The sequence below is a fragment of the Nocardioides sp. genome, from assembly GCF_964228225.1.
Classification (GTDB): domain Bacteria; phylum Actinomycetota; class Actinomycetes; order Propionibacteriales; family Nocardioidaceae; genus Nocardioides.
Genome location: NZ_CAXQZB010000030.1, coordinates 23,785 through 48,339, shown reverse-complemented (window position 1 = coordinate 48,339; position 24,555 = coordinate 23,785). Strand labels below are relative to the sequence as shown.

The 24,555-nt window shown below is 74.3% G+C and carries 18 protein-coding genes; 10 read left to right on the top strand and 8 right to left on the bottom strand.

Translation table 11 applies throughout. The features are described 5' to 3' along the window. Positions 1-231, top strand: a 231-nt coding sequence (locus tag ACERUJ_RS07350) for a lysoplasmalogenase family protein (protein ID WP_370247842.1), incomplete at its 5' end; no start/stop codon positions are given. On the opposite strand, the gene ACERUJ_RS07345 is transcribed toward ACERUJ_RS07350, so the two are convergent. The 5 genes from ACERUJ_RS07345 to ACERUJ_RS07325 all read right to left on the bottom strand — a co-directional run bounded on the left by ACERUJ_RS07345 (position 210) and on the right by ACERUJ_RS07325 (position 5,423). Continuing rightward, positions 210-1,280, bottom strand: a complete 1,071-nt coding sequence (locus ACERUJ_RS07345; RefSeq protein WP_370247841.1) for an MBL fold metallo-hydrolase — start codon at positions 1,278-1,280, stop codon at positions 210-212. The genes ACERUJ_RS07350 and ACERUJ_RS07345 overlap by 22 nt on opposite strands. Before the next feature lie 41 nt (positions 1,281-1,321). Beyond that, positions 1,322-2,152 (bottom strand): SDR family oxidoreductase, encoded by an 831-nt coding sequence (locus ACERUJ_RS07340; protein ID WP_370247840.1) that lies wholly within the window; start codon positions 2,150-2,152, stop codon positions 1,322-1,324. Then, positions 2,149-3,249, bottom strand: a complete 1,101-nt coding sequence (locus tag ACERUJ_RS07335; protein ID WP_370247839.1) for a diacylglycerol kinase — start codon at positions 3,247-3,249, stop codon at positions 2,149-2,151. The genes ACERUJ_RS07340 and ACERUJ_RS07335 overlap by 4 nt, the downstream gene beginning before the upstream one ends. Before the next feature lie 40 nt (positions 3,250-3,289). Next, the gene (locus tag ACERUJ_RS07330; protein WP_370247838.1) at positions 3,290-4,507 is read right to left on the bottom strand and encodes an NADH:flavin oxidoreductase; all 1,218 of its coding nucleotides are present in this window, start codon (positions 4,505-4,507) and stop codon (positions 3,290-3,292) included. Positions 4,508-4,619: 112 nt separating this feature from the next. After that, positions 4,620-5,423, bottom strand: a complete 804-nt coding sequence (locus ACERUJ_RS07325) for a hypothetical protein (RefSeq protein WP_370247837.1) — start codon at positions 5,421-5,423, stop codon at positions 4,620-4,622. A gap of 188 nt (positions 5,424-5,611) precedes the next feature. On the opposite strand from ACERUJ_RS07325, the gene ACERUJ_RS07320 reads away from it, so the two are divergent. The 3 genes from ACERUJ_RS07320 (at position 5,612) to ACERUJ_RS07310 (ending at position 9,139) form a co-directional block, all read left to right on the top strand. Continuing rightward, the gene (locus tag ACERUJ_RS07320) at positions 5,612-6,400 is read left to right on the top strand and encodes a putative protein N(5)-glutamine methyltransferase (RefSeq protein ID WP_370247835.1); all 789 of its coding nucleotides are present in this window, start codon (positions 5,612-5,614) and stop codon (positions 6,398-6,400) included. Between the two features lie 62 nt (positions 6,401-6,462). Further along, positions 6,463-8,130 (top strand): metallophosphoesterase, encoded by a 1,668-nt coding sequence (locus tag ACERUJ_RS07315; protein WP_370247834.1) that lies wholly within the window; start codon positions 6,463-6,465, stop codon positions 8,128-8,130. A gap of 70 nt (positions 8,131-8,200) precedes the next feature. Then, a complete protein-coding gene (locus tag ACERUJ_RS07310; protein ID WP_370247833.1) occupies positions 8,201-9,139 on the top strand; it encodes an oxygenase MpaB family protein in 939 nt (312 codons plus the stop codon). 3 nt (positions 9,140-9,142) lie between these two features. Here ACERUJ_RS07310 and ACERUJ_RS07305 read toward each other — a convergent pair whose 3' ends face one another. Both ACERUJ_RS07305 and ACERUJ_RS07300 read right to left on the bottom strand, forming a co-directional pair. Further along, positions 9,143-11,503: a SpoIIE family protein phosphatase gene (locus ACERUJ_RS07305; protein WP_370247832.1), complete on the bottom strand. Its 2,361-nt coding sequence runs from the start codon at positions 11,501-11,503 to the stop codon at positions 9,143-9,145. A 16-nt stretch (positions 11,504-11,519) separates the two neighbouring features. Further along, on the bottom strand, positions 11,520-12,011 hold the full coding sequence (locus ACERUJ_RS07300) for a MarR family transcriptional regulator (RefSeq protein WP_370247831.1): 492 nt from the start codon (positions 12,009-12,011) through the stop codon (positions 11,520-11,522). Between the two features lie 67 nt (positions 12,012-12,078). Here ACERUJ_RS07300 and ACERUJ_RS07295 point away from each other — a divergent pair, with 67 nt between their 5' ends. Then, positions 12,079-13,581, top strand: a complete 1,503-nt coding sequence (locus tag ACERUJ_RS07295) for an MFS transporter (RefSeq protein ID WP_370247830.1) — start codon at positions 12,079-12,081, stop codon at positions 13,579-13,581. A gap of 105 nt (positions 13,582-13,686) precedes the next feature. On the opposite strand, the gene ACERUJ_RS07290 is transcribed toward ACERUJ_RS07295, so the two are convergent. Continuing rightward, positions 13,687-16,560 (bottom strand): FAD-binding and (Fe-S)-binding domain-containing protein, encoded by a 2,874-nt coding sequence (locus tag ACERUJ_RS07290; protein WP_370247829.1) that lies wholly within the window; start codon positions 16,558-16,560, stop codon positions 13,687-13,689. 7 nt (positions 16,561-16,567) lie between these two features. Here ACERUJ_RS07290 and ACERUJ_RS07285 point away from each other — a divergent pair, with 7 nt between their 5' ends. From ACERUJ_RS07285 to ACERUJ_RS07265, 5 genes are all read left to right on the top strand, one after another. Further along, positions 16,568-17,251, top strand: coding sequence for a GntR family transcriptional regulator (locus tag ACERUJ_RS07285; protein ID WP_370247828.1), 684 nt, complete (start codon positions 16,568-16,570; stop codon positions 17,249-17,251). A 61-nt stretch (positions 17,252-17,312) separates the two neighbouring features. Further along, on the top strand, positions 17,313-17,897 hold the full coding sequence (locus tag ACERUJ_RS07280; protein ID WP_370247827.1) for a TetR/AcrR family transcriptional regulator: 585 nt from the start codon (positions 17,313-17,315) through the stop codon (positions 17,895-17,897). Between the two features lie 36 nt (positions 17,898-17,933). Further along, on the top strand, positions 17,934-20,312 hold the full coding sequence (locus ACERUJ_RS07275; protein ID WP_370247826.1) for an MMPL family transporter: 2,379 nt from the start codon (positions 17,934-17,936) through the stop codon (positions 20,310-20,312). A 237-nt stretch (positions 20,313-20,549) separates the two neighbouring features. Next, positions 20,550-23,708, top strand: coding sequence for a fused isobutyryl-CoA mutase/GTPase IcmF (gene icmF, locus ACERUJ_RS07270; protein ID WP_370247825.1), 3,159 nt, complete (start codon positions 20,550-20,552; stop codon positions 23,706-23,708). Positions 23,709-23,733: 25 nt separating this feature from the next. Further along, positions 23,734-24,273, top strand: a complete 540-nt coding sequence (locus tag ACERUJ_RS07265) for a thioesterase family protein (protein WP_370247824.1) — start codon at positions 23,734-23,736, stop codon at positions 24,271-24,273. Positions 24,274-24,555: the final 282 nt, after the last annotated feature.

Below are 24,555 nucleotides of genomic sequence, written 5' to 3'. Positions count from 1 at the left end.
GACGCGGACCCCACGACCCGGCGGCTGCTCGCGGCCGGCGGGGCGGTCTTCCTGGCCTCCGACACCGTGCTCGGCACCCGTGACCTCGTGCTGGCGGGGCGTCCCGACGCGAGCACCCGGTGGATGGAGCGGGTCGTGATGACGACGTACACGCTGGCGCAGGTGCTGCTGGGGCTCGGCTTCCGGCGGCTGGAAGGTCCGCCGCAGGCTCAGGCCCCGACCGCGCGGTAGCGCACCCCGTCCTGGGCGGGGGCGGCGGTGGCCTGACCCCGGGCGACGAGCAGGTCGAGGTGCGCCTTGGTCTCCATGGCGGCCATGCCGCGGCTGAAGACGTCGAGGGTCTCGTAGGCGTGCTCGTGGCGGGTCCAGCCCAGGGTGCCCGCGACGTCGTGGGCGGTCACCGGCCCGCCGGACAGCGCCGCCAGGCTCTGGGCGAGCCGCTTCTCGTGGTGGGTGGTCAGCTCGTCGACGCGGTCGTGGGTCGAGGGCGCGACCGGCCCGTGGGCGGGCAGGATGCGCAGGTCGGGCAGCGAGCGCACCCGGGCCAGCGAGGAGAGGAAGTCGCCGAGCGGCTGGTCGGTCGGTGGCACGGTGAAGCCGATCGACGGCGTGATCGTCGGCAGCACGTGGTCGCCGGCGAAGAGCACGCCCTCGGCGCGGTCGGCGAAGACGAAGTGACCCGGGGTGTGGCCGGGCGTGTGCACGGCCTCGATCGAGCGGTGACCGACGGTGATGGTGTGGTCGCCGTCCATCCAGCGGGTGGGGTACTGCCAGTCCTCCTTGGGCGGCACCTCGTCGTCGCCGCGACCCGCCGCCCACTCCTCGGCGACGTCCAGCGCCCCCGAGGAGCGGAGCACCGCCAGGAACGGGCTCTCGGTGATCTGCTCGACGTTGTTGAGCAGGTCGAGCGCCGGCTCCTCCCCGCGGCCCAGCGCCACCTCGGCACCCACCTCGTGGCCCAGGACGGTGGCCATCGTGTAGTGGTCGCGGTGCACGTGGGTGACCAGGAACCGGCGGATGTCGGCGAAGCCCGCACCGATCTGACCGAGGCACTTCTCAAGCAGCTCGCGCGCCACCGGGATCGCCCAGCCGCCGTCGACCAGGGTCAGCCCCGCGTCGGTCTCCAGGACGTAGACGTTGACCGCCTTGAGCCCGTCCATCGGCAGCGGCAGCGGGATGCGCCAGAGCCCCGGCGCCACCTGCCAGGCACCCTCTGCGGTCCAGTGCTCCCCGGAGTCCGGCGAGACGGCGTGGGCGGTGGGGGTGTTCGACAGGCTCACCCGGCGACCCTAGGACACCTGCTCAGCATGCTCGCGGCCGGTCACGCCGAGACGTCGGGGAAGCCGAGGTCGAGCGTCGGCTGCTGGATGCCGCCGTCGATCTCGAGCAGCTTGCCGGTGAGGTACTGCCCGGCCCGCGAGGACAGGTAGAGCACACCGGCGGCGATGTCGGCCGGCTCGCCGACGCGCCCCAGGGGCGTCTTGCCCTCGAGCTGGCCCATCATCGCGGGGTCGCCGGCCACGAACTCCAGCGCGCTGGTCATGATCGAGCCGACGTAGATGCCGTTGACGCGGATGTGGGGCGAGAGGTCCTGGGCGGCCAGCCGGGTCCAGTGCGCGAGCGCGGCCTTGGCGGTGCCGTAGGCCACGAACCCGCGGTCGGCGGTGCGGCCCATCATCGAGGAGATCGTGACCACCGAGCGCTGCGCGGGTCCGCCCGGCAGGTCGGGCGAGGCGAGCATGAGCGGCACGGCGGCGCGGGTCAGCACGTGCGCGGTGGTGACGTTGAAGGAGAACGACTCCTCCAGGAAGGCCGCGTTGGTGCGCAGGAACTCCTTGGGGAAGGTGCCGCCGACGTTGTTCACCACCGTGTCCAGGCGTCCGAACTCGTCCACGGCGCGCTGGGCCAGCCCGGCGACGGCGTCGAGGTCGCTGAGGTCGGCCGGCACGACGACGCAGCGGCGTCCGGTGGCGCGCACCTGCTCGGCGACCTTCGCGAGGTCGGCCTCGGTGCGCGAGGAGATGAGCACGTCGGCGCCGGCCTGCGCCAGCGCGACGGCGGTGCCGGCCCCGAGGCCTCGGCCCGCGCCGGTGACGATCGCGGCGTAGCCCTCGACCCCGAAGCGGTCCAGGATCCCGCCGTTGGTGCTCATCGGGCCACCAGCCCGCGGCCGGTGACCAGCGGCAGGTCGATGGCGCGCACGATGCCCGGCTCGGCGGCGACCACGGCCGGCAGGGCGTTGATGATGCGCTGGGCGGTGGTGATCATGCCGCTGACGTTGTGGTCGCCGTGCTCGCCGTGGTGGGTGAAGTCGACCTGCATCATCGGCTCGCCGGTGATCCGCACGCGGTAGCAGCCGTCGGTGCCGGCCGGCGGGGTCTCCCAGTCGAGATGGTCGGCGGCGTCGGTGCGGGTGATGTGCTCGAGCACGACGCGCGGGACGCCGTCGACCTTGCCGATCAGCTGGAACCGCACCGCGCCCATCGTGCCGGCGGCGACGTCGCCGCTCACCGACGGGCTGTCGCGGGTCGCGGCGCGGCGCTCGACCTCCTCGGTGAGGGGCTCGTCGAGGGTGACGCCGAGTCCGGCGGCGATCTGGCGCACGACGCTGCCCCACGCCATCGCGAGGATGCCGGGCTGCCAGAGCATGCCGACGAAGTCCATCGGGCGACCGAAGCCGAACAGCTCGCCCATCACGACCGGCTGGTAGTAGGTGGAGTAGTCGCAGATCTCCATCACGCGCACCTCGTCGATGCGCTGGGAGAGGCTGGTCATCACCAGCGGGAGCAGGTCGTTGGCGAAGCCGGGGTCGATGCCGTTGATGTGCATGCTGGCGTTGCCGCGGGCGCAGGCGTCCTCGATGCGGGCGATGAACTCCGGCGGCAGGATCTCCTCGGGCCACTGCAGCAGCACGGGTCCGGAGCTGGTGACGTTGATGCCGCGCTCCACGAACTCGATGAGGTCCTCGAGGCACTCGAACACCCGGTCGTCGGCCATCGCGGTGTGCACGATGGCGTCGGGCTGCAGCGCGAAGAGCTCCTCCTTCTCGGTGGTGGCCAGCACCCCGAGCTCGCGGCCCAGCTCGGCGAGCAGGCCGGCGTCCTTGCCGTGCTTGTCGGGGTTGGACACCCACACGCCGACCAGCTCGAGGTCGGGGTGGGCGTCGATGCCGGCGATGGCGTGGCGGCCGATCGTGCCGGTGGACCAGACGACGACGCGCAGCGGACGCTCGGGGATCACCTGTGACATGACGCACAAACTAGAACATGTTCTAGTTGAGCGGAAGGGGTCAGGCCCGACGAGTGGGTCCGAGCCCGATCGTCGGCGGCACCGGCGCCACCTCGGGGCAGCGGGTGCCGGAGTAGATCGTGGTCATGCAGCGGTTGCAGTGGATGCAGACCCCGCGCTCGGTCTCACCGGCGGCGATGCGGTTGACCAGGTCGGGCTCGCGCAGCACCGCCCGGCCCATCGCCACGAAGTCGAACCCCTCGGCCATGGCGGCGTCCATCGTCTCCTTGCGGTTGATGCCGCCGAGCAGCATCAACGGCATCGCGAGTTCGGCCCGGAAGCGACGGGCCTTCTCCAGGAAGTAGCCCTCCTCGAAGGCGTAGCGCTTGAGGAACGAGCGCCCCACCGGGGTGCGCATGCCCATCCGCACCAGCGGCGGCATCGAGGCGGCGAACTCCTTCAGCGGCACGTCGCCCCGGAACAGGTACATCGGGTTCATCAGCGAGGAGCCGCCGGAGAGCTGCAGGGCGTCGAGGTGGCCGTCGGCCTCGAGCAGCTTCGCGAACGCCAGCCCCTCCTCGGTGGTCACGCCGCCCTTGAAGCCGTCGGAGAGGGAGACCTTCGCCGTCACCGCGACGGCGTCGCCCACCTCCTCGCGCACGGCCCGGGCCACCTGCCGGGCCAGCCGGGCCCGGTTCTCCAGGCTGCCGCCCCACCGGTCCGAACGCCGGTTCAGCCCCGGCGCCAGGAAGGAGGAGATGAGGTAGGAGTGCGCCATGTGCAGCTCGAGCACGTCGAAGCCGGCATCGGCCAGCAGCCGGGCGGTGGTCACGTAGGCGCCGGTCACCCGGGCGAGGTCGGCCTCGGTCGCGCTGTGCACCATCTGCATCGACAGCGGGCTCGGCATGCGCGACGCCGCGAGGGCGTGCACGCCGTTGGACCGGCCGTTGGCCACGGGACCGGCGTGCCCCACCTGCCCCGCGATCTTGGCCCCGGTGGCGTGGATCTCCTCCGCGAGCCTCCGCAGCCCGGGCTGGGTGGCCCGGCTGACGACGATCTGCTCGCGGTGCGTGCGCCCCTCCGGCGCCACCGCGAGGTAGGCCACCGTGGTCAGCCCGATCCCGCCCTCGGCCACGGCCCGGTGGTAGGCGATGAGCGCGTCGCTCACCTGCCCGTCGGGCGCGGCGCCCTCGAACGTGGCGGCCTTCACCGTGCGGTTGCGCAGGGTGATCGGGCCGAGCTGGGCGGGGGCGAGGACGTCGGGAGGCGTACCGGTCACCCGCGAAACTGTAACTCGTTCTAGTTCTGACGGGAACGGTCGCGGTCGCACCAAGCATCCGGCAGCCGGAACCACCGATCCGGGCTGCCGGATGCTTGGTGCGTCGGGGACCTCAGGACCCGGCGACGTCGAGGCCCGGGACGGGGGCCGGAAGGACCGCGAGGGCGGCGCGGAGGTCGGCGGCCAGCGCCGCGGCGTCCGCCCCGGGGGGAGGCGTGAGGCGCAGCCGCGCCTGCGCCGGATCGTCCACCACGATCCGGAACCCCGGCAGGGCGGCCAGCGCCGGGGCGTCGAGCAGCGCGGCGACGGCGTCGCGCAGCGCAGCCGGCAGCTCCCGCGGGAGGTCGACGATCGCGCGCGCGGCGGCGGCGTCGTCCTGCGGGCCCGGTCCCCGCAGCTCGACCCGCCCGAACAGCGGGTCCACCAGCGGGTCGAGGGCGGGGGCGTCGCGGTCCAGGCCCGCCCGCAGCGCGTCGACGTCGGCGTACGTGAGCGTCACCAGGGTCGGGATCGCGGACACGGCGGTGACTTCCGGTCGCCGGGCCAGCCCGCCCAGCGCGGCGAGCCCGACCGATCCCTGCGGGTCGGCGCAGTCGAGGGTGACCAGCAGCCCCGGTCCCGCCACCGACGCCGTCAGCTCCGTGCCGCCGGGCGGCTCGAACCCGCACAGGTGGCTCCGGGTGCCCTCCAGCGTGGCGGGGTCGAGGTCGGCGACGCGCAGCCGCACCGACGTCGTCGCCGTCCCCGGCAGGGTGTCGCGGCCGTCGACCGAGAGGACCTCCGCGGCGGGGAACGGGTTCTGCTCCACCCACGCGGTGAACGCGGCGGCGCCGTCGGCGCCCGGCGTGGCCGAACACCCCGCCAGGGCCCCCAGCCCCACGGCACCGAGCAGCAGCCGCACCAGTCCCCCGCGCATCACCCGCGACGATAGCGAGCCGAGGGACGACCTCACCGCCGGCGGTCGGGTGCACCCGTCTCGCCGACGGCGCCGTCCTCGCCACCCACGGTCGTCGAGGAGGCGCCCCAGCGCCGTCACGAGACGCAGCGAGCCGAGGGACGACCTCACGGTGGCCCGCCCCGTCGGCCACCGGTCAGGATGGGCGGGTGAGCGCTGCGGAGACCGACGTCCTGGTGGCGCGGCTGCGGGCCGCGGGGTGCGTGTTCGCCGAGGAGGAGGCCGCGCTGCTGCGGCAGGCGGCGGCCGAGGGCGGGGACCTGGAGGAGCTCGTGGCGGCGCGGGTGGCGGGACGACCCCTGGAGCACGTGCTCGGCCACGCCACCTTCGACGGGCTCCGCGTCGCGGTCGCCCCCGGGGTGTTCGTGCCGCGGCAGCGCTCGCTCCTGCTGGTCGAGCTCGCCGCCCGGATCGCGCCGCCCGGCGGCGCGGTGCTGGACCTGTGCTGCGGCAGCGGGGCGCTGCTGGCGGCGCTGCGACGACGACGTCCCGACGTCGTGGGCCTGGCCGCCGACCTCGACCCGGACGCCGTCGCGGTGGCGCGGCGCAACCTGCCGGGCGTGCCGGTGTGGGAGGGCGACCTGTTCGACGCCGTGCCGTCGCGCTGGCACGGGCGCCTGGACGTCGTCGTCGCGAACGCCCCGTACGTGCCGAGCGACGCGGTGGCGCTGATGCCCGCCGAGGCCCGCGACCACGAGCACCGCCTCGCCCTCGACGGCGGCCCCGATGGGCTCGCACTGCACCGCCGCCTGCTCGCGCAGTGGCGCCCCTGGGCCGCACCGGACGCCGTCCTCCTGGTGGAGGCCGCACCCCGGCAGGTGCCGGAGCTGGCCCGGATCGCCGCCGCCCACGGACTGCGGGCCGAGGCGCACTCCCAGGAGGAGCGCGGGGGCCTCGCGGTGGAGGTGCGCCTCGCCGCGACGCGCGGAATCCGGTGAGGCGGGCTCGGACCGATATCGTCGGCCCCGCTCGCACGTCGTCAGGGAGGAGCCCCGGGTCCATGCGCCGGAACCGATCCCTGCTGCGCCCCGTCACCGGCGGCCTCGTGGCGGCCTGCGCCCTGACGCTCGTGGCCAGCGGCGTCGCCCTGGTGGAGAACCGCGACTCCCAGGCCGTCGACGCCGCGGGAGCGGCCGGGGCGGCCCCGGTCAGTACCGCCGCCACCGCCACCACCGGCGCGCCGACGGTCACCTGGACCGACACCCAGGGCGGCCTGGCCGGACTCCCCGGCCTGGGTGACACGGTGCCCTCCGGCGTCCCGGTGCGCGCCCGGATCGACCTCGCCGCCCGCGCCGAGCGCGTGGAGCTCAGCCTGCGCGGCGCCCGCCTGCTGGGCGTGCCCGCCGCCTGTCGGCCCAGCACCGTCACCCGCCCCCGCAGCTACCTCGAGCAGGACCGGCTCGTGTGCGAACCCGGAGCGGCGCGCAGCATCGTCGTCGACGCCCTGACCCTGGGCGAGGACGGCACCCGCGTGGGCGGCTCCGTCAGCGCGGTGGCCACGGGCGGCCGCACCCGCGCCGACGTCCCGGAGCGCACCCTGCTGGGCGGCACCGCGACCCTGACCCCCGACCTGCGGCTGCTGTCGAGCCCCGACTTCCTCAACGGCGACGTCGGCGACCTCGCCCGCGGCCCCTCGGCCTGGACGCCGCAGCGCTCGGCGAACTCCACCAACGCCGCCTACGAGACCGCGCTCGACACCGTGATGGACGACTGGGCGGCCCTCGACCCCGACGCCGTGCTCGTGGCCGGCGACCTCGTGGACGGCCGCTGGGGCTACGACGAGCAGCGCACCGGCAACTTCGGGCCGGTCGACACCCCCGCCCAGCAGCAGCGCGCGGTGCGACGGGCGGCCCGCACCTACTACCCCCAGTGGGCCGAGCGGTTCGCCGAGCGCGACCTGCCGGTGGCGCCGGCGATGGGCGACCACGAGTACGGCGACAACCCCTGGTCGGCGCGCAAGCGAGCGCTGGCCCCCACGTTCAAGGACGAGTGGGCGCGACAGTTCACCCGCACCGCCGACGGCGGCCTGCGCTACCCCGACCACCCGCAGGGACCGGCGGCGGCGACGGCCTACGCCGCCCGCCCGACTCCCGAGGTGCAGATCGTCACCCTCGACGTCTTCGACATCACCCCGGCCCGGGCCCGGCTCGGGCTCGACCCGCAGCAGCGGCGCTGGCTGCGCGGGGTGCTGGCCCGCGCACAGCGCGACGGCGTGGAGTGGATCGTGGTCCAGGGCCACATCCCGGTGCTGTGGCCGGTGGTCTCGCGCGGCTCGAGCCGCCTGCACTATCCCGGGGCGGCCCGCTCGGACCTGTGGCGACTCATGAAGCGCTACGGCGTGGACCTCTACCTGTGCGGCGAGGTGCACGACACCGAGGTCGTGCAGCGCGACGGGATCACCCAGATCTCCCACGGCGGCATCTTCCAGTTCGGCCTCACCACAGCGCTGACCATGGACTTCTACGGCGACCGGCTCTACCTCACCCTGCGCGACTACCGGATGTCGCACAGCGACGCGCAGGGGCGGCTGTGGGAGACCCGGCGCGAGGGCATGCCGGCCGACCTGCGCGTCTCCGGGGCACCGATCACCCTGGGCACCGCGATCCTCGGCGGCAACGAGGTGCGCTCGAGCTCCGGCCTGCTCCGCCCCACCGCCCTGCCGGACTGACACTCGCGAACCCTGGACACCCTGTCCAGACCCCCTGGCAGGTCGCCATACCTCCCGGTATCCTCGCCGCATGGCGCTGCGCTCGATCCCCCGTCCCTCCCGACCGCTGCCCAAGCACCACTGGCGCGACCGGCACGCCGCCCTGGATCCCGAGGTGGACTTCCACGAGATCTACCAGGGCCTGAGCCTGCACGAGTTCCCTTGGGACATCACCCAGGCCCTGAGCTTCGCCCTGTTCCGCACCTACGCCGTGCCCAGCATCGGCCGACTGCTCGACGACACCGGCCAGTTCACCGGCGCCTGCCAGAAGCGCTACGACGACACCGTGCTGCTGCTCGAGGCGCCGGTGAGCACGGCCTTCAGCGCCCCCGAGTCCAAGGCCGCCCTGCGCCGGATCAACCAGATGCACGCCATGTACGACATCAGCAACGACGACATGCTCTACGTGCTGTCCACCTTCGTCGTGGTGCCCAAGCGCTGGCTGGACCGCTACGGCTGGCGCCCGCTGATCCCGAACGAGCTGCGGGCGCTGGTGAACTACTACCGCGAGCTCGGCCGCCACATGGCGATCAAGGACATCCCGGAGACCTACCAGGGCTTCGCCGACCTGATGGACGACTACGAGCGCGCCCACTTCGCCTACGACGACGGCGCCCGCCGCGTCGCCGACGCCACCCTGGAGCTGCTCACCAGCTTCTACCCCGCCCCGGCCGCCCCGCTGGTGCGCACCTTCAGCTACGCCCTCATGGACGACCCGCTGCTCGCGGCGTTCGCCTACCCGGGCGTGCCCGACCGGGTGCGCGCGCTCTCCGAGAGCGCACTGCGGGCGCGCGCCCGCCTGCTGACCGTGCTGCCGCCCCGACGCCGTGCCGCCCGCGCCATCGACAGCCCGCGGGTGCGCTCCTACGACGCCATGCCGGCGCTGGAGACCCTCGGCACGTTCACCCCCTTCGGCGGGTGCCCGGTGCCGCACCGCGACGCCGAGCCCAGCCGCGCCACGACGGGCTGAGCCTCAGCCCCGCACTCGCAACACCAGCACGGTGCGGTCGTCCTGACCGTCGCCCACCGAGGCGACGACGTCGTCGCACCAGTGCGGGAGCCCCCCGGCGGGGTCCGCGCCGACCTCGGCGATCCGCTGCGCGAACGTGGCGGTGGCCCCGGCCGTGGCGACCTCGGTGAGTCCGTCGGAGTGCAGCACCAGGCAGTCGCCGGGCTCCAGGCGCACCCGGACGGCCGCGCGGTCGGCGCCCTCCCCGAGTCCGACGAGCCGGCCGACCGGCACCGGCACCGCGTGCGGCGCGAGCCCCGGAGCCGTCGGCACGCGCCAGGGCGCGGGGTGCCCGGCCACCACGACATCGACGTCCGTGGCGCCGGCGGGTGCCAGCCGCGCCACCACGACGCTGACCAGCGGGACGTCCAGCCCGGCGGCGATGAGGGTGTCGAGGCGGGCGAGGGCGGCGACCGGGTCGTGGCCCTCGTGGAGGTAGGCCCGCAGCGCGGTGCTGACCAGCGCCATCGCCGAGGCCGCGGCGGCGCCGTGGCCGGCGACGTCGCCCACCACCAGGACGGTGCCGGCGGGCGAGTCCACGACGTCCCACCAGTCGCCGCCGAGCCCCACGCGGGCGGCCGGCCGCGACGCGGCGGCGATCTCGATCCCCCGGGCGGCCAGCGCCTCGACCAGGCCGCGGGGCACCCGCTCGCGCACGGTGCGTGCCAGGGTCTCGGCCACCACGCGCTGCTCCCCCGAGCGGCGCACCAGCGCCTCGTCGAGGTGGCGGCCGAGGTCGGCGGCGGCCCGCAGCTCCCAGGGCGCGAAGGGCCGGCTGCGCCCGGAGGTGACCTCGCGCCACTTCTCGAACGAGCGCCGCGGGCTCAGCCGCACCTGCGCGCCCTCGGCGTCGGCGAGCCGCTTGTTGGTCGGGTCGCCGCCCCAGTCGACGACCTCGGGCTGCTCGGGCCGCAGCCACATCAGCCAGCGCTCGGCGTCGCCCACGAGCAGCACCCCGGCGGCCGTGGCGGCCACGCCGTCGCGCGTGGCGAGGTCGGCGTCGAGCAGGCCCAGCTGGTCGGTGGCGCGCACGCCCACCAGGCCCGACGGCTCGGGCGCGGCCAGCAGGCGGGCGGCGATCCGGCCCAGCAGCTGGGGCGGCGGGACCGCGCCCACCACCCGGAGCCGTCCCTCGGCGTAGATCGCCAGCCCGCCGGCGCCGACCAGGTCGCGCACGTCGGGGTCGCGCTCCAGCGCCTCCAGCGGGGCGTCGGCGGCGGCGAGCCGGGCGGTGATGTCGGCGATGCGGGTGCGCGCGGCGGCCTCGCGCTCGCGGGCGTCGGCCCGTTCCCGGGCGGAGACCAGGTGGGCGGCCACCTCGGTGACCAGCTCCGCGGCCGCGCGGGCCTCCTGGCTGGGCCGGTGCGGACCGGAGTAGTGGTGGCAGGCGATCAGGCCCCACAGCTCGCCGTCGACGAGCAGGGAGACCGACATCGACGCGGTGACGCCCATGTTGCCGAGGTACTCGAGGTGGATCGGGCTGACGCTGCGCAGGGAGGCGAAGGAGAGGTCGAGCGCGGCGCCGTCGTCGTCGAGGACGGGGTGCAGCGGCACCGGGGTGTAGCCGACGTCGGCGATGAGGCGGATGGGGTTGAGGGTGTAGAGCCGGCGCGCCTGGGCCGGGATGTCGGAGGCGGGGTAGTGCAGGCCGAGGAAGGGGTTGAGGTCCTCGCGGCGGCACTCGGCCACGACCTCGCCGTTCCACTCCTCGTCGAACCGGTAGACCATCACGCGGTCGAAGCCGGTGAGCCGGCGCACCTCCACCGCGAGGCGGTCGGTGAGCCCGGTGAGCCCGAGGTCGGCGTCGGCGCCGGTGAGGCGGGCCAGGGAGGTGCGCGCCGCCCGGTAGCCGCCCACCTCCGGCACCTCGCCGGAACCGTCGGTGCGGACCAGCGGCTCGAGCTCGACCAGCACCCGCCGGCCGCCGCGCCCGGTGCGCAGCACCCGCAGGTCCAGGGGCAGGCCGAGGAGTGCCGCGTCGGCGGGGCCGTCGATCCAGGTCACGACCGCCGGATCGGCCGGGCAGCCCGCGGCCACCCGGTCGGCGACGGTCGCGGCCAGCGTGGGCCCGAGGACGTCGGCGAGCGGGCGGCCCACGGCCACCTCCGGCGCCGGCCCGAGCAGGCCCGCGAGGTTGGCCGAGCACATCGCCACGGGCAGTCCGGGCGCGTCGGCGCACGCCAGCAGCACGCCGTGGGGCTGGATCGCGCCGGGCACGTGGATGGGTTCGGCGTCGCAGGTCTCGAGGGTGGCGACGTCGTAGGCCGGGGTGTGGCGGGCCCCGCCGGGAGGCGGGCCGACGTCGCGGGGCGGGGTGAGGGTCATCGCGGTCCGGTCGGGCTCACGGGTGCTCGGCGCCCGCCTCGTCGAGGGCGGCGTCCCAGGCGTCGTTGAAGGCGGTGAGCAGCGCGACCAGCCGGTCGGCGTCGGCCTGCCCGAGGCGGGCGAGCGCGGCCCTCAGCGCGCCGGCGCGCAGCTCGGCGTCGTGGGCGTAGAGCCGGGCCCCCTGCTCGGTGGGGCGCACGGGCCGGCTCGCGCCCTCGCCGCGCTCGAGCCGCTCGAGGTGGCCGGCCGCGATGGCGGCGTTGACCTGCCGGTTGATCGTGGACTGCTCCAGCCCGAGGGTCTCCGAGAGCTGGCGCAGGGTGCGCGGCGTGCTGTCGGCGAGCACCCAGAGCAGCCGAAAGGCCGAGACCTCCAGCCGTGCGCCCCGGTAGTCGAGGAGCCGCTTGCGGGTCAGGCGCAGCAGCTGGTCGCCGAGGGCCGTGACGTCGGCCCAGGCGGGATCGAGGGCGGCGGGGGCCGCCGAGCTCGCGGGGGGCGTGGGGGTCATCGGTCTCTCCGGGGTGGGGGTGCCCTCGATTGTGTCGTATGTAGGCTACATATGTACCGTGCATGCCATGCCGGATGGGACGACACGCACGACCGGGTCCACCACCACGCCCGCCCAGGACCGCCACGGCGGCACCGCCCGCCTCGCCGTGGGCGTGGTGTGCGCGGGCGGGTTCACCGTCTCCCTCACCCAGACGCTGGTGATCCCGCTGCAGGGCGACCTGCCCCGCCTGCTGGGCGCCTCGCCCGCCGACGCCGGCTGGGTCGTCACGATCACGCTGCTCGCGGCCGCCGTCGCCATGCCGATCGCCGGACGGCTGGGCGACCTGCTCGGCAAGCAGCGGGTCCTGCTCGCCTCCGCGGCCCTGCTGCTGCTCGGCTCGGTGGTGAGCGGGCTGTCCACCAGCCTGGCTCCCATGCTCGCCGGCCGGCTGCTGCAGGGCCTCGCGATGGGTTTCATCCCGGTGGGCATCGCGCTGCTGCGCGAGGTCAGCCCGCCCGAGCTCACTCACACCGCCGTGGCGGCGATGAGCGCCACCCTCGGCGTCGGCGGCGCCATCGGACTCCCGCTGGCGGCCTGGGCCACCCAGACCTTCGACTGGCACGCCGTGTTCTGGCTCGCCGCCCTCCTGGCCGCCGCGCTGCTGGTGGCCGTCGCGGTGCTCGTGCCGCGTCCGCCGGCGCGGGCCGCCGGCCGGCTCGACGTCGTCGGCGCGGTGCTGCTGGCCGTCGGCCTCGTGGGCGTGCTGCTCGCGGTGTCGCAGGGCCACGAGTGGGGCTGGACGTCCCCGCGCACCCTCACCTCGGTGTGCGTCGGCGTGGCCGTGCTGCTGGTGTGGGGCGTGCACCAGGTGCGCAGCGACGACCCGCTGGTCGACCTGCGCGCCAGCGCCCAGCGGCCGGTGCTGCTCACCAACGTCGCCGCCGTGGCGATCGGCTTCGGCATGATGGCGCAGTCGATCGTCGTGCCCCAGCTGCTGCAGCTGCCCGCCGCCACCGGGTTCGGCCTGGACCAGTCGATCCTCGCCGCGGGCCTGTGGATGGCGCCGGGCGGCCTGGTGATGATGGCCTTCGCGCCGGTCTCCTCGCGCCTGATGAGCGCCCTCGGCCCCCGCAGCACGCTGATGATCGGCGCGGGCGTGCTCGCCGTCGGCTACCTCGTGGCGTTCGCGATGGCCCACGAGCCGTGGCAGCTGCTCATCGCCAGCAGCATCGCCTCCGCCGGCGTCGGCATCGGCTATGCCGCCATGCCCACCCTCATCATGGGCGCCGTCCCGCTCTCCCAGGCCGCCTCCGCCGTGGGCCTGAACGCGCTGATGCGCTCGGTCGGCACCACCACCGCCGCGGCCGTGATGACCACCGTGCTGGCCAGCAACCTCGTCGCCGGCCCCGGCGGCGTCCACGCCACCGAGGGCGCCTACCGCGCCTGCTTCCTCATCGGCGCCGCCGCCGCCCTGCTCGGCGTCGCCCTCACCGCCCTCGTGCCGCGCCGCACCTCCGCCCCCGACCACGTGCAGGCGGCCCCCACCCCCGCCGAGGCCCTCGAGGCCGAGGCCCCCACCGCCGGCTGAGGGCGCGACGGTTTGCTCGGTTGGCCGAGCAAACCGTCGGTTTCGAGCCGCATCAGGGCCCGTCAGCGACAGTTTGCTCGGCTGACCGAGCAAACTTTCCGGGCCTCAGCCCCGCTCGGGGTCGAGCAGCTGGGCCAGGTGGAGGGCGGGGCGCTGGCGCAGGTCGGCCACCTGGGTACGGCAGGAGAAGCCGTCGGCGAGCACGACGGCGTCGGGCTCGGCGTCCAGGGCGGGCAGCAGCTGCTGCTCGGCGACGGCGACCGACACCTCGTAGTGCCCGCGCTCCACACCGAAGTTGCCGGCGAGACCGCAGCAGCCGGAGAGCCGGCGGACGTCGGCGCCGGCGCGGGCCAGCAGCGCGGCGTCCTCGCCCCAGCCGAGCACGGCGTGGTGGTGGCAGTGCGGCTGGGCGACGACGCGGGTGCCCGCCAGGTCGGGCGGGGTCCAGCCCTCGGTGCGGGCCAGCAGCTCGGCCAGCGTGGTGACCGCGCCCGCCACGGCGACGGCGTCGTCGTCGCCCGGCAGCAGCTCGGCGAGGTCGGAGCGCAGCACCGCGGTGCAGGACGGCTCGATGCCCACGATCGGCACGCCTGCGCGGGCGGCGGGGGCGAGGGTGGCGACGGTGCGCCCGAGGATCCTCTTGGCGGCGTCGAGCTGGCCGGTGGTGATCCACGTCAGCCCGCAGCACGCGCGCCCGTCGGGCAGCGACGGCTCGTACCCGGCCGCGCGCAGCACCCGGACGGTGGCCTCGGCCACCTCGGGGGCGAAGGAGTCGGAGAAGGAGTCGGCGAACAGCACCACCGGCGTGCGGGTGGAGGTCTGCGGGGTGAACGTGCGGCGGAAGGGGCGCCGGGCGAACGCCGGCACGCTGCGGCGCCCGTCGACGCCGGCCAGCCACAGCGCCAGCGCGCCCAGCACCGGGAGGCGCACCATCAGGTTGGCCAGCCGGGGCGCGAGACCGGCGAGCCGGGCCCAGAACGGCAACTTGCCCAGCGCGTAGTGCGAGCGCGGCCGCAGCCGACGCCGGTAGGTCTGGTGCAGCACCTCGGACTTGTAGGTGGCCATGTCGATCCCGGTGGGGCAGTCCGACGCGCAGCCCTTGCACGACAGACACAGGTCCAGCGCCTCGTGCACCTCGGGGGCGTTCCAGGCCAGCTCACCGCGCACGACCTCCTGCAGCACCCGCGCGCGACCGCGCGTGGAGTCCTTCTCCTCCCGGGTGGCGAGGTAGGACGGGCACATGACGCCGCCCGCGGCGCTGTTGTCGGCCCGGCACTTGCCGACGCCGGTGCAGCGGTGCACGGCCTGGGCGAGGTCGCCGCCGTCGTGGGGGTACGCCATCGCCAGGGCCCGCGTGCCGCCGCCGATGCGCTGCAGCGGGAACGCGCCGGCGAAGCGGACGTCGGCGTCCACCGGGTCGGGGTCCACGAGCACGCCGGGGTTGAGCAGGTCGTCCGGGTCGAAGGCGTGCTTGAGGCCGCGGAACATCGCGATCGCCTCGGGCGAGTACATGTGGGGCAGCAGCTCGCTGCGGGCGCGGCCGTCGCCGTGCTCGCCGGACAGCGAGCCGCCGAAGTCGCCCACGAGCTTCGCGGCGTCGGTGAGGAACGCGCGCAGCACGGCAGTGCCGTCGGGCCGGTCGAGGGGGTAGTCCAGGCGCACGTGCATGCAGCCGTCGCCGAAGTGCCCGAACGGGGCGGAGGTCATGTCGTAGGAGGCCACGAGCTCGTCGAAGCGGGCCAGGTACTCCCCCAGCCGCGCGGGCGGCACCGCGGCGTCCTCCCAGCCGGGCCAGGCCGGGCGGTCGGCGGGTGAGCGACCGGCGAGGCCGGCGCCGTCCTCGCGGATGCGCCACAGCCGGGCCTGCACGGCCGGGTCGGGCACCACGAGCGCGTCGACGCCGAGGTCGGCCTTCGCCAAGGCCTCGGCGCGGGCCAGTACCTCGCCGGCGTCGTCGCCGCCGAACTCCACGAACAGCCAGGCCGCGCCCTGCGGCAGCGGGGGCACGGCATCGGCGCCGCGGCGGGCGCGCAGCACGTCGAGCAACCGGGAGTCCAGGCCCTCGCAGGAGGTGGGGCCGTGGGCCACGACGGCGGGCGAGGCCTCACCGGCCGCCACGATGTCGGAGAAGCCGAGCACGACCACGACGCGCACCGGCGGGTCGACGACGAGGCGCACGGTGGCCTGTGTGACCACCATCAGCGTGCCCTCGGAGCCCACGAGGGCCGGGGTGAGGTCGAAGCGCTCGGGCAGCAGGTGCTGGGCGGCGTAGCCCGACACCTGGCGGCCGAAGCGGTCGAACTCGGTGCGGGCGGTGGCGAGGTGGGCGCCCATCACCTCGCGGACGGCGGCCAGCTCGCGCTCCGCACCCCGCACGAACGGCACACCGGCGTCGTCGTAGCCGGTGACGACGCGCTCGCCGGCGGCGGTGAGGAACTCCAGGCCGCGCACGTTGTCGGAGGTGCGGCCGTAGGCGAGGCTGCGCGAGCCGCAGGCGTTGTTGCCGATCATCCCGCCGATGGTGCAGCGCGGGTGCGTGGACGGGTCGGGGCCGAACCGCACGCCGTGGGGCGTGACGGCCTTCTGCAGCACCGCGTGCACGGTGCCGGGCTCCACGATCGCGGTGCGCGTGGCGGGGTCGACGTCGAGCACGCGGTTGAGGTGGCGGGAGAAGTCGAGCACCAGACCCCGGCCCACGGCGTTGCCGGCCACCGAGGTGCCGCCGCCGCGCGAGGTGAGCGGCACCTCGGTCTCGCGGGCCACGGCGAGCGCGGCCTCGACCTCCTCGGTGTGGCGCGGGCGCACGACCGCCAGCGGCGGGATCCGGTAGAGCGAGGCGTCGGTGGCATACATGCCGCGGGTGCCGGCGTCGGCGCGGAACTCCAGCCCGGCACGGGTGAGCGCGGCCAGGACGTCGGGGCGCTCGCCCCCGGCGGAGGGCGTCGTCGGCGGGATCGCGGTGCTCGTCACGAGTAACATGTTACTCGTGCCCCTGACCCTCCCTCCGGACGCCGAGACGCTGGCCGACGCCGTCGCGCTCGCGGTGCGGGAGGGCATCGCCCGCGGCGACCTCGCCCCGGAGGAGACCTACTCGGTGTACCGGCTGGCCGACGAGCTCGGCGTCAGCCGCAGTCCGGTGCGCGAGGCGCTGCTGCGCCTGGCCGAAGCCGGCCTGGTGGAGATCGCCCGCAACCGCGGCTTCCGGGTGCTCGTGCCCACCGCCGACGACGTCGCCGAGATCGCCGCCCTGCGCCTGGCACTGGAGCCACCCGCGGTGCGCGCGGCCGCCGAGCAGGGCTCCGCCGAGGCGTTGGCGCAGGTCAGCACGGCCCTGGAGCGGATGCGTGCCGCCGCGGACGCCGACGACGAGGCGGCCTTCTGGCCCGCCGACCGCGATCTGCACGACCTGCTGCTGCGCGCCGGCGGCGGTCGCCGCACCGCCGCCATCGTGGCCGATCTGCGGGCCACCACCGCCCTGCTCGGACCCCCCACCACCGCAGCGGGTCGCACGCTCGAGCAGATCCTGGCCGAGCACGAGCCGGTGGTCGCGGCCGTGCTCGCGCGCGACGGCGCTTCCGCCGAGACGGCCATGCGCGAGCACCTGACGCGCACCGGCGCGCTCCTGGTGACCGCGCTCGATTCCACATCGGGCACCGCGACCCCCTGCTGAGGGGCAGATCACACCGCGCAGGAATTGCACCCTCTCCCTTTGGAGTGCAAATCTGCACTCCATGAGCAACAGTGCAATCGCGCGTCGGTCGGCCACGGCCGACCGCATCAGCGCGCACGCCCAGGTGCTCACCGACACCGGCGGCCTGGACGGGTTCACGATGGACGACCTCGCCGTCGCCGCCGACGTCTCGCGCCGCACCCTGTTCAACTACTTCCCCTCCAAGATCGACGCGGTGCTCGGCACCTGGCCCACCTTCGGCGACGACGACGTCGCCCGGTTCCGCGACGGCGGCCCGCACGGCGACCTGCTGCGCGACCTGCGCGAGATGCTCATGCCGCTGCTGGAGACCAAGCTCGAGGACCGCGAGGCGCTGGCCCGCAGCCGCCGCATCCTGCTCCACGAGGAGCGGCTGATGGCCGCGGTGCACCGCCGCTACACCGACCTGTCCTGCGAGCTGGTCGAGCACATCGCCGCCCGCGAGGGCGCCACCTTCCACACCGTGCGTGCGCGCGTGGCCGTCGGCCTGCTCGCCGCGCTGTTCGACACCGCGCTCGACGAGTACCTCCTCGACGCCGAGGAGCGCCCGTTCCTGCACCACTTCGACGAGAGCCTGCGCACCGCGCGCACGGTGCTCGGGGCCTGACCCGGCCCGCCCACCCAGGAGAACCCAGGAGATCCCATGGCCACCCTGCTGTACCGACTCGGCCGCACCGCCTACCGGCACTGGCCCCGCTTCATCGCCGGCTGGCTGGCGCTGCTCATCAGCGTCATCGCCGTGGCCGCGCTGTTCTCCAAGCCGTTCAGCGACTCCTTCAGCATCCCCGGCATCCCCTCCGAGCGGGCGCAGACCCTGCAGCAGGAGTTGTTCCCGGGCTCGGCCGACGCCTTCGACCAGGCCAACGTCAACGTCGTGGTGCAGGCACCCGAGGGCCAGACGCTGGACCAGCCGAAGTGGCGCCAGGTGAACGACGAGCTCGTCGCCGCCATCCAGGACCTGCCGCAGATGTCGGACGACCCGGCGCTGAACCCCGGCCTGGGCGATCCCGTCACCGTGGCGCGCAGCCAGTACGACGCGCGCCTGCAGGCCGCCGGCGTCACCGGCGCGCCGCCCCAGGACCTGCTCGACGACTTCTGGGCCACCGCCCCGCTCACCGAGGACCTGCGCACCGGGCTCATCACCTTCGCCTGGGACGTCGACACCCCGATGGACGTGGAGCAGGCCAGCATCGACGACCTCGAGACCGCGCTCGACCGGGCCCGCGACGCCGGGCTCACGGTCGAGATGAACGGCCCGGGCTCGCAGACCATCCCCGCCCTGGGCGGGACCGCCGAGCTGATCGGCATCGGCCTGGCGCTGGTCGTGCTGCTGCTGACCTTCGGCTCGATGGTGGCCGCGGGCCTGCCGATCATCTCCGCGGTGATCGGCGTCGCGATCGGCCTCACCGGCGTGACCGCGATGACCGCCCTGTTCGACCTCAACTCCAGCACCACCGCGCTGTCCTCGATGATCGGTCTCGCGGTGGGCATCGACTACACGCTGTTCATCCTCGCCCGCTACCGCGCCGAGCTGCGGCGCACCGACGACCGCGCCCACGCCGTCGGCATGGCGGTCGGCACGGCCGGCTCCGCCGTCGTCTTCGCGGGCCTCACCGTGCTGATCGCGCTCGCCGCGCTCTCGGTGGTCGGCATCCCGTTCCTCACCACCATGGGTCTGGCCGCGGCCGCCACCGTGCTGATCGCGGTGCTCGTGGCGCTCACCCTGCTGCCCGCGGTGCTCGGCATGCTCAAGACCAAGGCCTTCGCCGGCCGGGTCCGCACCTACGAGCCCGCCCACGACGCGTCGGGCGCGGTGCGCAACAACGGCGTGCGCTGGGCCCGCACCGTCGGACGCCGTCCGGCCGCGGCCGCGCTGCTCGTCGTGGTGGCGCTCGGCGCCCTGGCGGCACCGGTCACCGGCCTGCACCTGGCCTTCCCCAGCGACTCGACCGCCGACCCCGCCACCACCCAGCGGCAGGCGAGCGACCTCATGGCCGACACCTTCGGCCCGGGCCGCGAGGGACCGCTGCTGATCGTCGTCGACGCCCGCGACGCCGCCGACCCCAACGCCGCGTTCGGCCAGGTGGCCGACTGGGCGAGCAGCCAGGACGGCGTCGCCAACGCCCAGGTGGTGGCCACCAACGCCGACCCGGCCGACCCGGCGGCGGTGCCCACGGGCGCGCTCATCCAGGTCGTGCCGAGCGCCGGTCCCGACTCCGACGCCACCAAGGCGCTGCTGGAGGACCTGCGCGACGGCGAGTCCGGGATCGAGGCGCAGAGCGGCACGACGATCGGCACCACCGGCCTCACCGCGATCACCGTCGACGTCTCCGACCGTCTCGCCTCGGCCCTGCCCGTCTACCTCGCGGTCGTCATCGGACTGGCGTTCGTGCTGCTCATGATCGTCTTCCGCTCGATCCTGGTGCCCCTCACCGCCACCGCCGGCTTCCTGCTCTCGGTGCTCGCCACCCTCGGCGTGACGGTCGCGGTGTTCCAGGAGGGCGCGTTCGGGCTCTTCTCGCCGCAGCCGATCGTGAGCTTCATGCCGGTCTTCCTCATCGGCGTGGTGTTCGGCCTCGCGATGGACTACCAGGTCTTCCTCGTCACCCGGATGCGCGAGGCCCACGTGCACGGCGCCGACCCGCGGGAGGCCGTCGTCGACGGCTTCCGCAGCTCCGCGCGCGTCGTCACCGCCGCCGCGATCATCATGATCTCGGTGTTCGCCGGCTTCATCCTCGAGCACGACGTCGTGGTGAAGTCGCTCGGCTTCGCCCTCGCGGTCGCGGTCCTCTTCGACGCCTTCGTGGTGCGGATGGTCCTCATCCCGGCCCTGATGTACCTGCTCGGCGAGAAGGCCTGGTACCTCCCCGCCTGGCTCGACCGGATCCTTCCGAACGTCGACGTCGAGGGCGAGGGCCTCACCGCCCGCGACCACGGCCCCGACGGCACCGACGGCACCGACGACCCCGGCTCGGACGACCAGGGCCGCAGCGCCAGCCCGGAGCTCCAGCCCGTCGGCTGACCTCCGGCATCACCCACCACGGACGGCGGGGGCCCTCGGGTCCCCGCCGTCTCCCGTTGTCACCAGCAGAATGCACCGGTTTTGGCGGAAATCCGGTGCATTCCGCTGGTGACAACGGGGAACAGCGACCCCCGGACTCCGGTGTGACCTGGCCCACGCTTGGCAACTGGTTGGACTTCCAAGTAAATTAGTAGGGAGTCCAACCTTCTCGATCCGCCTCTCACCCCGGAGTGCCCTGTGTCCGAGCTCCACGTCCCGACGAACCCCGTCCGTCTGGTCACCGCCTCCAGCCTCTTCGACGGCCACGACGCCTCGATCAACATCATGCGGCGGATCTTCCAGAGCCAGGGCTGCGAGGTGATCCACCTCGGGCACAACCGCTCGGTGCAGGAGGTCGTGGACGCCGCGCTGGAGGAGGACGTGCAGGGCGTGGCGGTGTCGTCCTACCAGGGCGGCCACGTGGAGTACTTCGAGTACCTCGTGCAGCTGCTGCGCGAGGCGGGGGCGGGTCACGTGCGCGTGGTCGGCGGGGGCGGCGGCGTCATCGTGCCCTCCGAGATCGCCCGCCTGCGCGAGAGCGGCGTGACGATCTTCTCCCCCGAGGACGGCCAGCGGCTGGGCCTGGTGGGCATGGTCAACACCGTCGTGCGCGACTGCGACACCGACCTGTGGGCCCAGCGCCAGGTGGGTGTCGACGAGGTCATGTCCGGCGAGCGGGGCGCGGTCGCGCGGGCCCTGACGGGCGCGGAGCAGGGTCGGCTCGACCCCGCCGTGCTGGCCGGCCTGCGCGAGGCCGCCGCCGGTGCCCGCACCCGCGTGCTCGGCATCACCGGCACCGGTGGCTCGGGCAAGTCCTCCCTCACCGACGAGCTCGTGCGCCGCTTCCGCACCGACCAGCACGACAAGCTGCGCCTGGCCGTCGTGGCCGTCGACCCCACCCGACGTCGGGGCGGCGGGGCCCTGCTGGGCGACCGGATCCGGATGAACTCCCTCGACCTGCCCGAGCACGACCGCGACCGCGTCTACTTCCGGTCCCTGGCCACCCGTGGCGCCCACGAGGTGCCCGAGCACCTCGACGACGTGCTCACCGTGCTCAAGGCCGCCGGGTTCGACCTCGTGGTGGTCGAGACCCCCGGCATCGGTCAGGGCGACGCCGCGATCGTGCCGTTCGTCGACACCTCGCTCTACGTCATGACGCCGGAGTTCGGCGCCGCCTCGCAGCTGGAGAAGATCGACATGCTCGACTTCGCCGACGCGGTGGCGATCAACAAGTTCGAGCGGCGAGGCGCGGAGGACGCGCTGCGCGACGTCGGCCGCCAGCTGGTGCGCAACCGCGAGGCCTTCGGCTCCGGCCCCGCCGACATGCCGGTCTTCGGCACCTCCGCCGCCCGCTTCGCCGACGACGGCGTCACCGCCCTCTACCAGCACCTGCGCGGCCAGCTGGCCGCCGACGGCCTCCCGGTCGGCGAGGGCACCCTCGCTCCGGTCGAGGTGCGCACCTCCTCCGGCCTCAGCCAGGCCATCCCGGGCGACCGGGTGCGCTACCTCGCCGAGATCGCCGCGACGGTGCGCGGCTACCACGCCGCCACCGAGGACCTCGCCGCCACCGCCAGCCGGCTCCAGCGCCTGCGCAGCGTGGCCGACGAGCTGGCCGCGGACTCCCCCGCCCGCGCCGAGCTCGACGCGCTCGCCGAGCAGGTGGCCGCCGACCTGCCGCGCGAGATCCACGAGCAGCTGCGCGGCTGGGACGACGTCGTCGCCGAGTACCGCGCGGTGCCCGGCCGCGAGTCGCTGTCGGGCACCGTGGTGCCGAAGGTGGCGCTGCCGCGCGTCAGCGACCACGGCGACCTCGTGCGCTACTGGCGCCGGGAGAACCGCCCCGGGCACTTCCCCTTCACCGCCGGGGTGTTCCCCTTCAAGCGCGAGGGCGAGGACCCCGCCCGCATGTTCGCCGGCGAGGGCGACCCGTTCCGCACCAACCGCCGGTTCAAGATGCTCTCGGCCGACTCCGAGGCCACCCGCCTCTCCACCGCCTTCGACTCCGTCACGCTCTACGGCCGCGACCCCGCCGAGCGCCCCGACATCTACGGCAAGATCGGCACCTCCGGCGTCAGCGTGGCCACGCTGGAGGACATGAAGGTGCTCTACGACGGCTTCGACCTGCTGGCGCCCAGCACCTCGGTGTCGATGACGATCAACGGTCCCGCGCCCACGGTGCTGGCCTTCTTCCTCAACACCGTGCTCGACCAGGCGCACGAGCGGGGCATCGACCCCGTCACCGCGCTGCAGACGGTGCGCGGCACGGTGCAGGCCGACATCCTCAAGGAGGACCAGGGCCAGAACACCTGCCTGTTCTCCACCGAGTTCTCGCTGCGGATGATGGCCGACATCCAGGAGTGGTTCATCGAGCAGGGCGTGCGCAACTTCTACTCGGTCTCGATCTCGGGCTACCACATCGCCGAGGCCGGGGCGAACCCCCTGACCCAGCTGGCCTTCACCCTCGCCAACGGCTTCACCTACGTCGAGTCGTACCTGGCCCGCGGGCTGGCGATCGACGACTTCGCGCCCAACCTGTCCTTCTTCTTCTCCAACGGCATGGACCCCGAGTACACCGTCATCGGACGCGTGGCGCGCCGGATCTGGGCGGTGGCGATGAAGGAGCGCTACGGCGCCAACGAGCGCAGCCAGAAGCTGAAGTACCACGTGCAGACCAGCGGCCGCTCGCTGCACGCGCAGGAGATGGACTTCAACGACATCCGCACCACCCTGCAGGCGCTCATCGCGATCTACGACAACGCCAACAGCCTGCACACCAACGCCTACGACGAGGCCGTCACCACTCCCACCGAGGACTCCGTGCGCCGGGCGCTCGCGATCCAGCTGATCATCAACCGGGAGTGGGGCCTGGCGATGAACGAGAACCCGCTGCAGGGCTCCTACATCGTCGACGAGCTCACCGACCTCGTGGAGGAGGCCGTGCTCGCCGAGTTCGACCGCATCTCCGAGCGCGGCGGCGTGCTGGGCGCCATGGAGACCGGCTACCAGCGCGGCCGCATCCAGGACGAGTCGATGCTCTACGAGCACCGCAAGCACGACGGCACCCTGCCGATCATCGGCGTCAACACCTTCCTGCGCCCCGGCGGCCCGGAGGAGATGCCCGAGCTCGAGCTGGCCCGCGCGACCGAGGCCGAGAAGACCTCCCAGCTGCAGCGGGTGCAGGACTTCCGCGCCCGCCACGGCGAGGACGCCGCCGCGGCCCTGGCCCGCCTCAAGGCGGCCGCCACCTCGGGGGAGAACGTGTTCGCCGTGCTCATGGACGCCGCCCGCGTGTGCACCCTGGGCCAGGTCACCGAGGCGTTCTTCGAGGTCGGCGGCCAGTACCGCCGCAACGTGTGAGCGGGGCCGCTGGGATCCTGGTCCGGTGAACCTCCGCACCGACCAGGATCTGCTCGCCCGCGTCCTCGCCCTCCCGTCCTACCCCGTCGGCGACGGGTCGGACGCGGAGGCGGCCGAGGGCGCGATCGTCACGGTGCCGGCGTCCTACATCGACGAGAACGGCCACATGAACATCCAGTGGTTCTTCAAGCTCGGGGCGTGGGCGCCGTGGTTGCACCTGCAGGAGCTCGGCATCGCCGACGACGCCTACCTCGAACAGCGCCGGGTCTCCTTCTTCACCGTCGAGCACCACATCCGCTACCTCTCCGAGCTGCGCGAGGGCGAGCGGTTCTCGGTGCGCACGGCCTTCGCCGGTCGCACCGCCAAGGCCCTGCATGCCGTCGCGTTCGTCGTCGACGAGACCCGGGAGCGGCTGGCCTGCGTGCTGGAGGTGATGTACGTCCACGTCTCGCTCGACGAGCGTCGCGCCACCCCCATCCCCGACGACGTCCTGCCCGCCCTCGACGCCGACCTCGCCCGCCACCCGTGGGTGGCCGACGTCGCCACCGGGCTCTCGCTGCGCTGAGGCGCAGGCTCGGCGGACGCCGTCCCTCGTCTCACCACGTCCCGCGACGGCGCCGGGGGCGCCTCCTCGACGACCGCAGGTGACCACGGTCGTCGCGCCGACGACCGTGGGGAACGACGGTCGTCGAGGAGCGAGCGCCAGCGAGTGTCACGAGACGCCCGCAGCCGGCCCACCGCGTCTCGTGACGGCGCCGGGGCGCCTCCTCGACGAACGAGGGTGATCACGGACGTCGCGCCGACCACCGTAGGGGACCTACGGTCGTCGAGGAGCGAGTGAAGCGAG

What these genes read in the sequence shown, in the direction of transcription:
- ACERUJ_RS07335 (WP_370247839.1), bottom strand. Translation starts at nt 3,249, where the DNA reads ATGTCACAGGTGATCCCCGAGCGTCCGCTGCGCGTCGTCGTCTGGTCC.
- ACERUJ_RS07325 (WP_370247837.1), bottom strand. Translation starts at nt 5,423, where the DNA reads ATGCGCGGGGGACTGGTGCGGCTGCTGCTCGGTGCCGTGGGGCTGGGG.
- ACERUJ_RS07305 (WP_370247832.1), bottom strand. Translation starts at nt 11,503, where the DNA reads ATGACCCTCACCCCGCCCCGCGACGTCGGCCCGCCTCCCGGCGGGGCC.
- ACERUJ_RS07310 (WP_370247833.1), top strand. Translation starts at nt 8,201, where the DNA reads ATGGCGCTGCGCTCGATCCCCCGTCCCTCCCGACCGCTGCCCAAGCAC.
- ACERUJ_RS07300 (WP_370247831.1), bottom strand. Translation starts at nt 12,011, where the DNA reads ATGACCCCCACGCCCCCCGCGAGCTCGGCGGCCCCCGCCGCCCTCGAT.
- ACERUJ_RS07280 (WP_370247827.1), top strand. Translation starts at nt 17,313, where the DNA reads ATGAGCAACAGTGCAATCGCGCGTCGGTCGGCCACGGCCGACCGCATC.
- ACERUJ_RS07295 (WP_370247830.1), top strand. Translation starts at nt 12,079, where the DNA reads ATGCCGGATGGGACGACACGCACGACCGGGTCCACCACCACGCCCGCC.
- ACERUJ_RS07315 (WP_370247834.1), top strand. Translation starts at nt 6,463, where the DNA reads ATGCGCCGGAACCGATCCCTGCTGCGCCCCGTCACCGGCGGCCTCGTG.
- ACERUJ_RS07290 (WP_370247829.1), bottom strand. Translation starts at nt 16,560, where the DNA reads ATGTTACTCGTGACGAGCACCGCGATCCCGCCGACGACGCCCTCCGCC.
- ACERUJ_RS07340 (WP_370247840.1), bottom strand. Translation starts at nt 2,152, where the DNA reads ATGAGCACCAACGGCGGGATCCTGGACCGCTTCGGGGTCGAGGGCTAC.
- ACERUJ_RS07275 (WP_370247826.1), top strand. Translation starts at nt 17,934, where the DNA reads ATGGCCACCCTGCTGTACCGACTCGGCCGCACCGCCTACCGGCACTGG.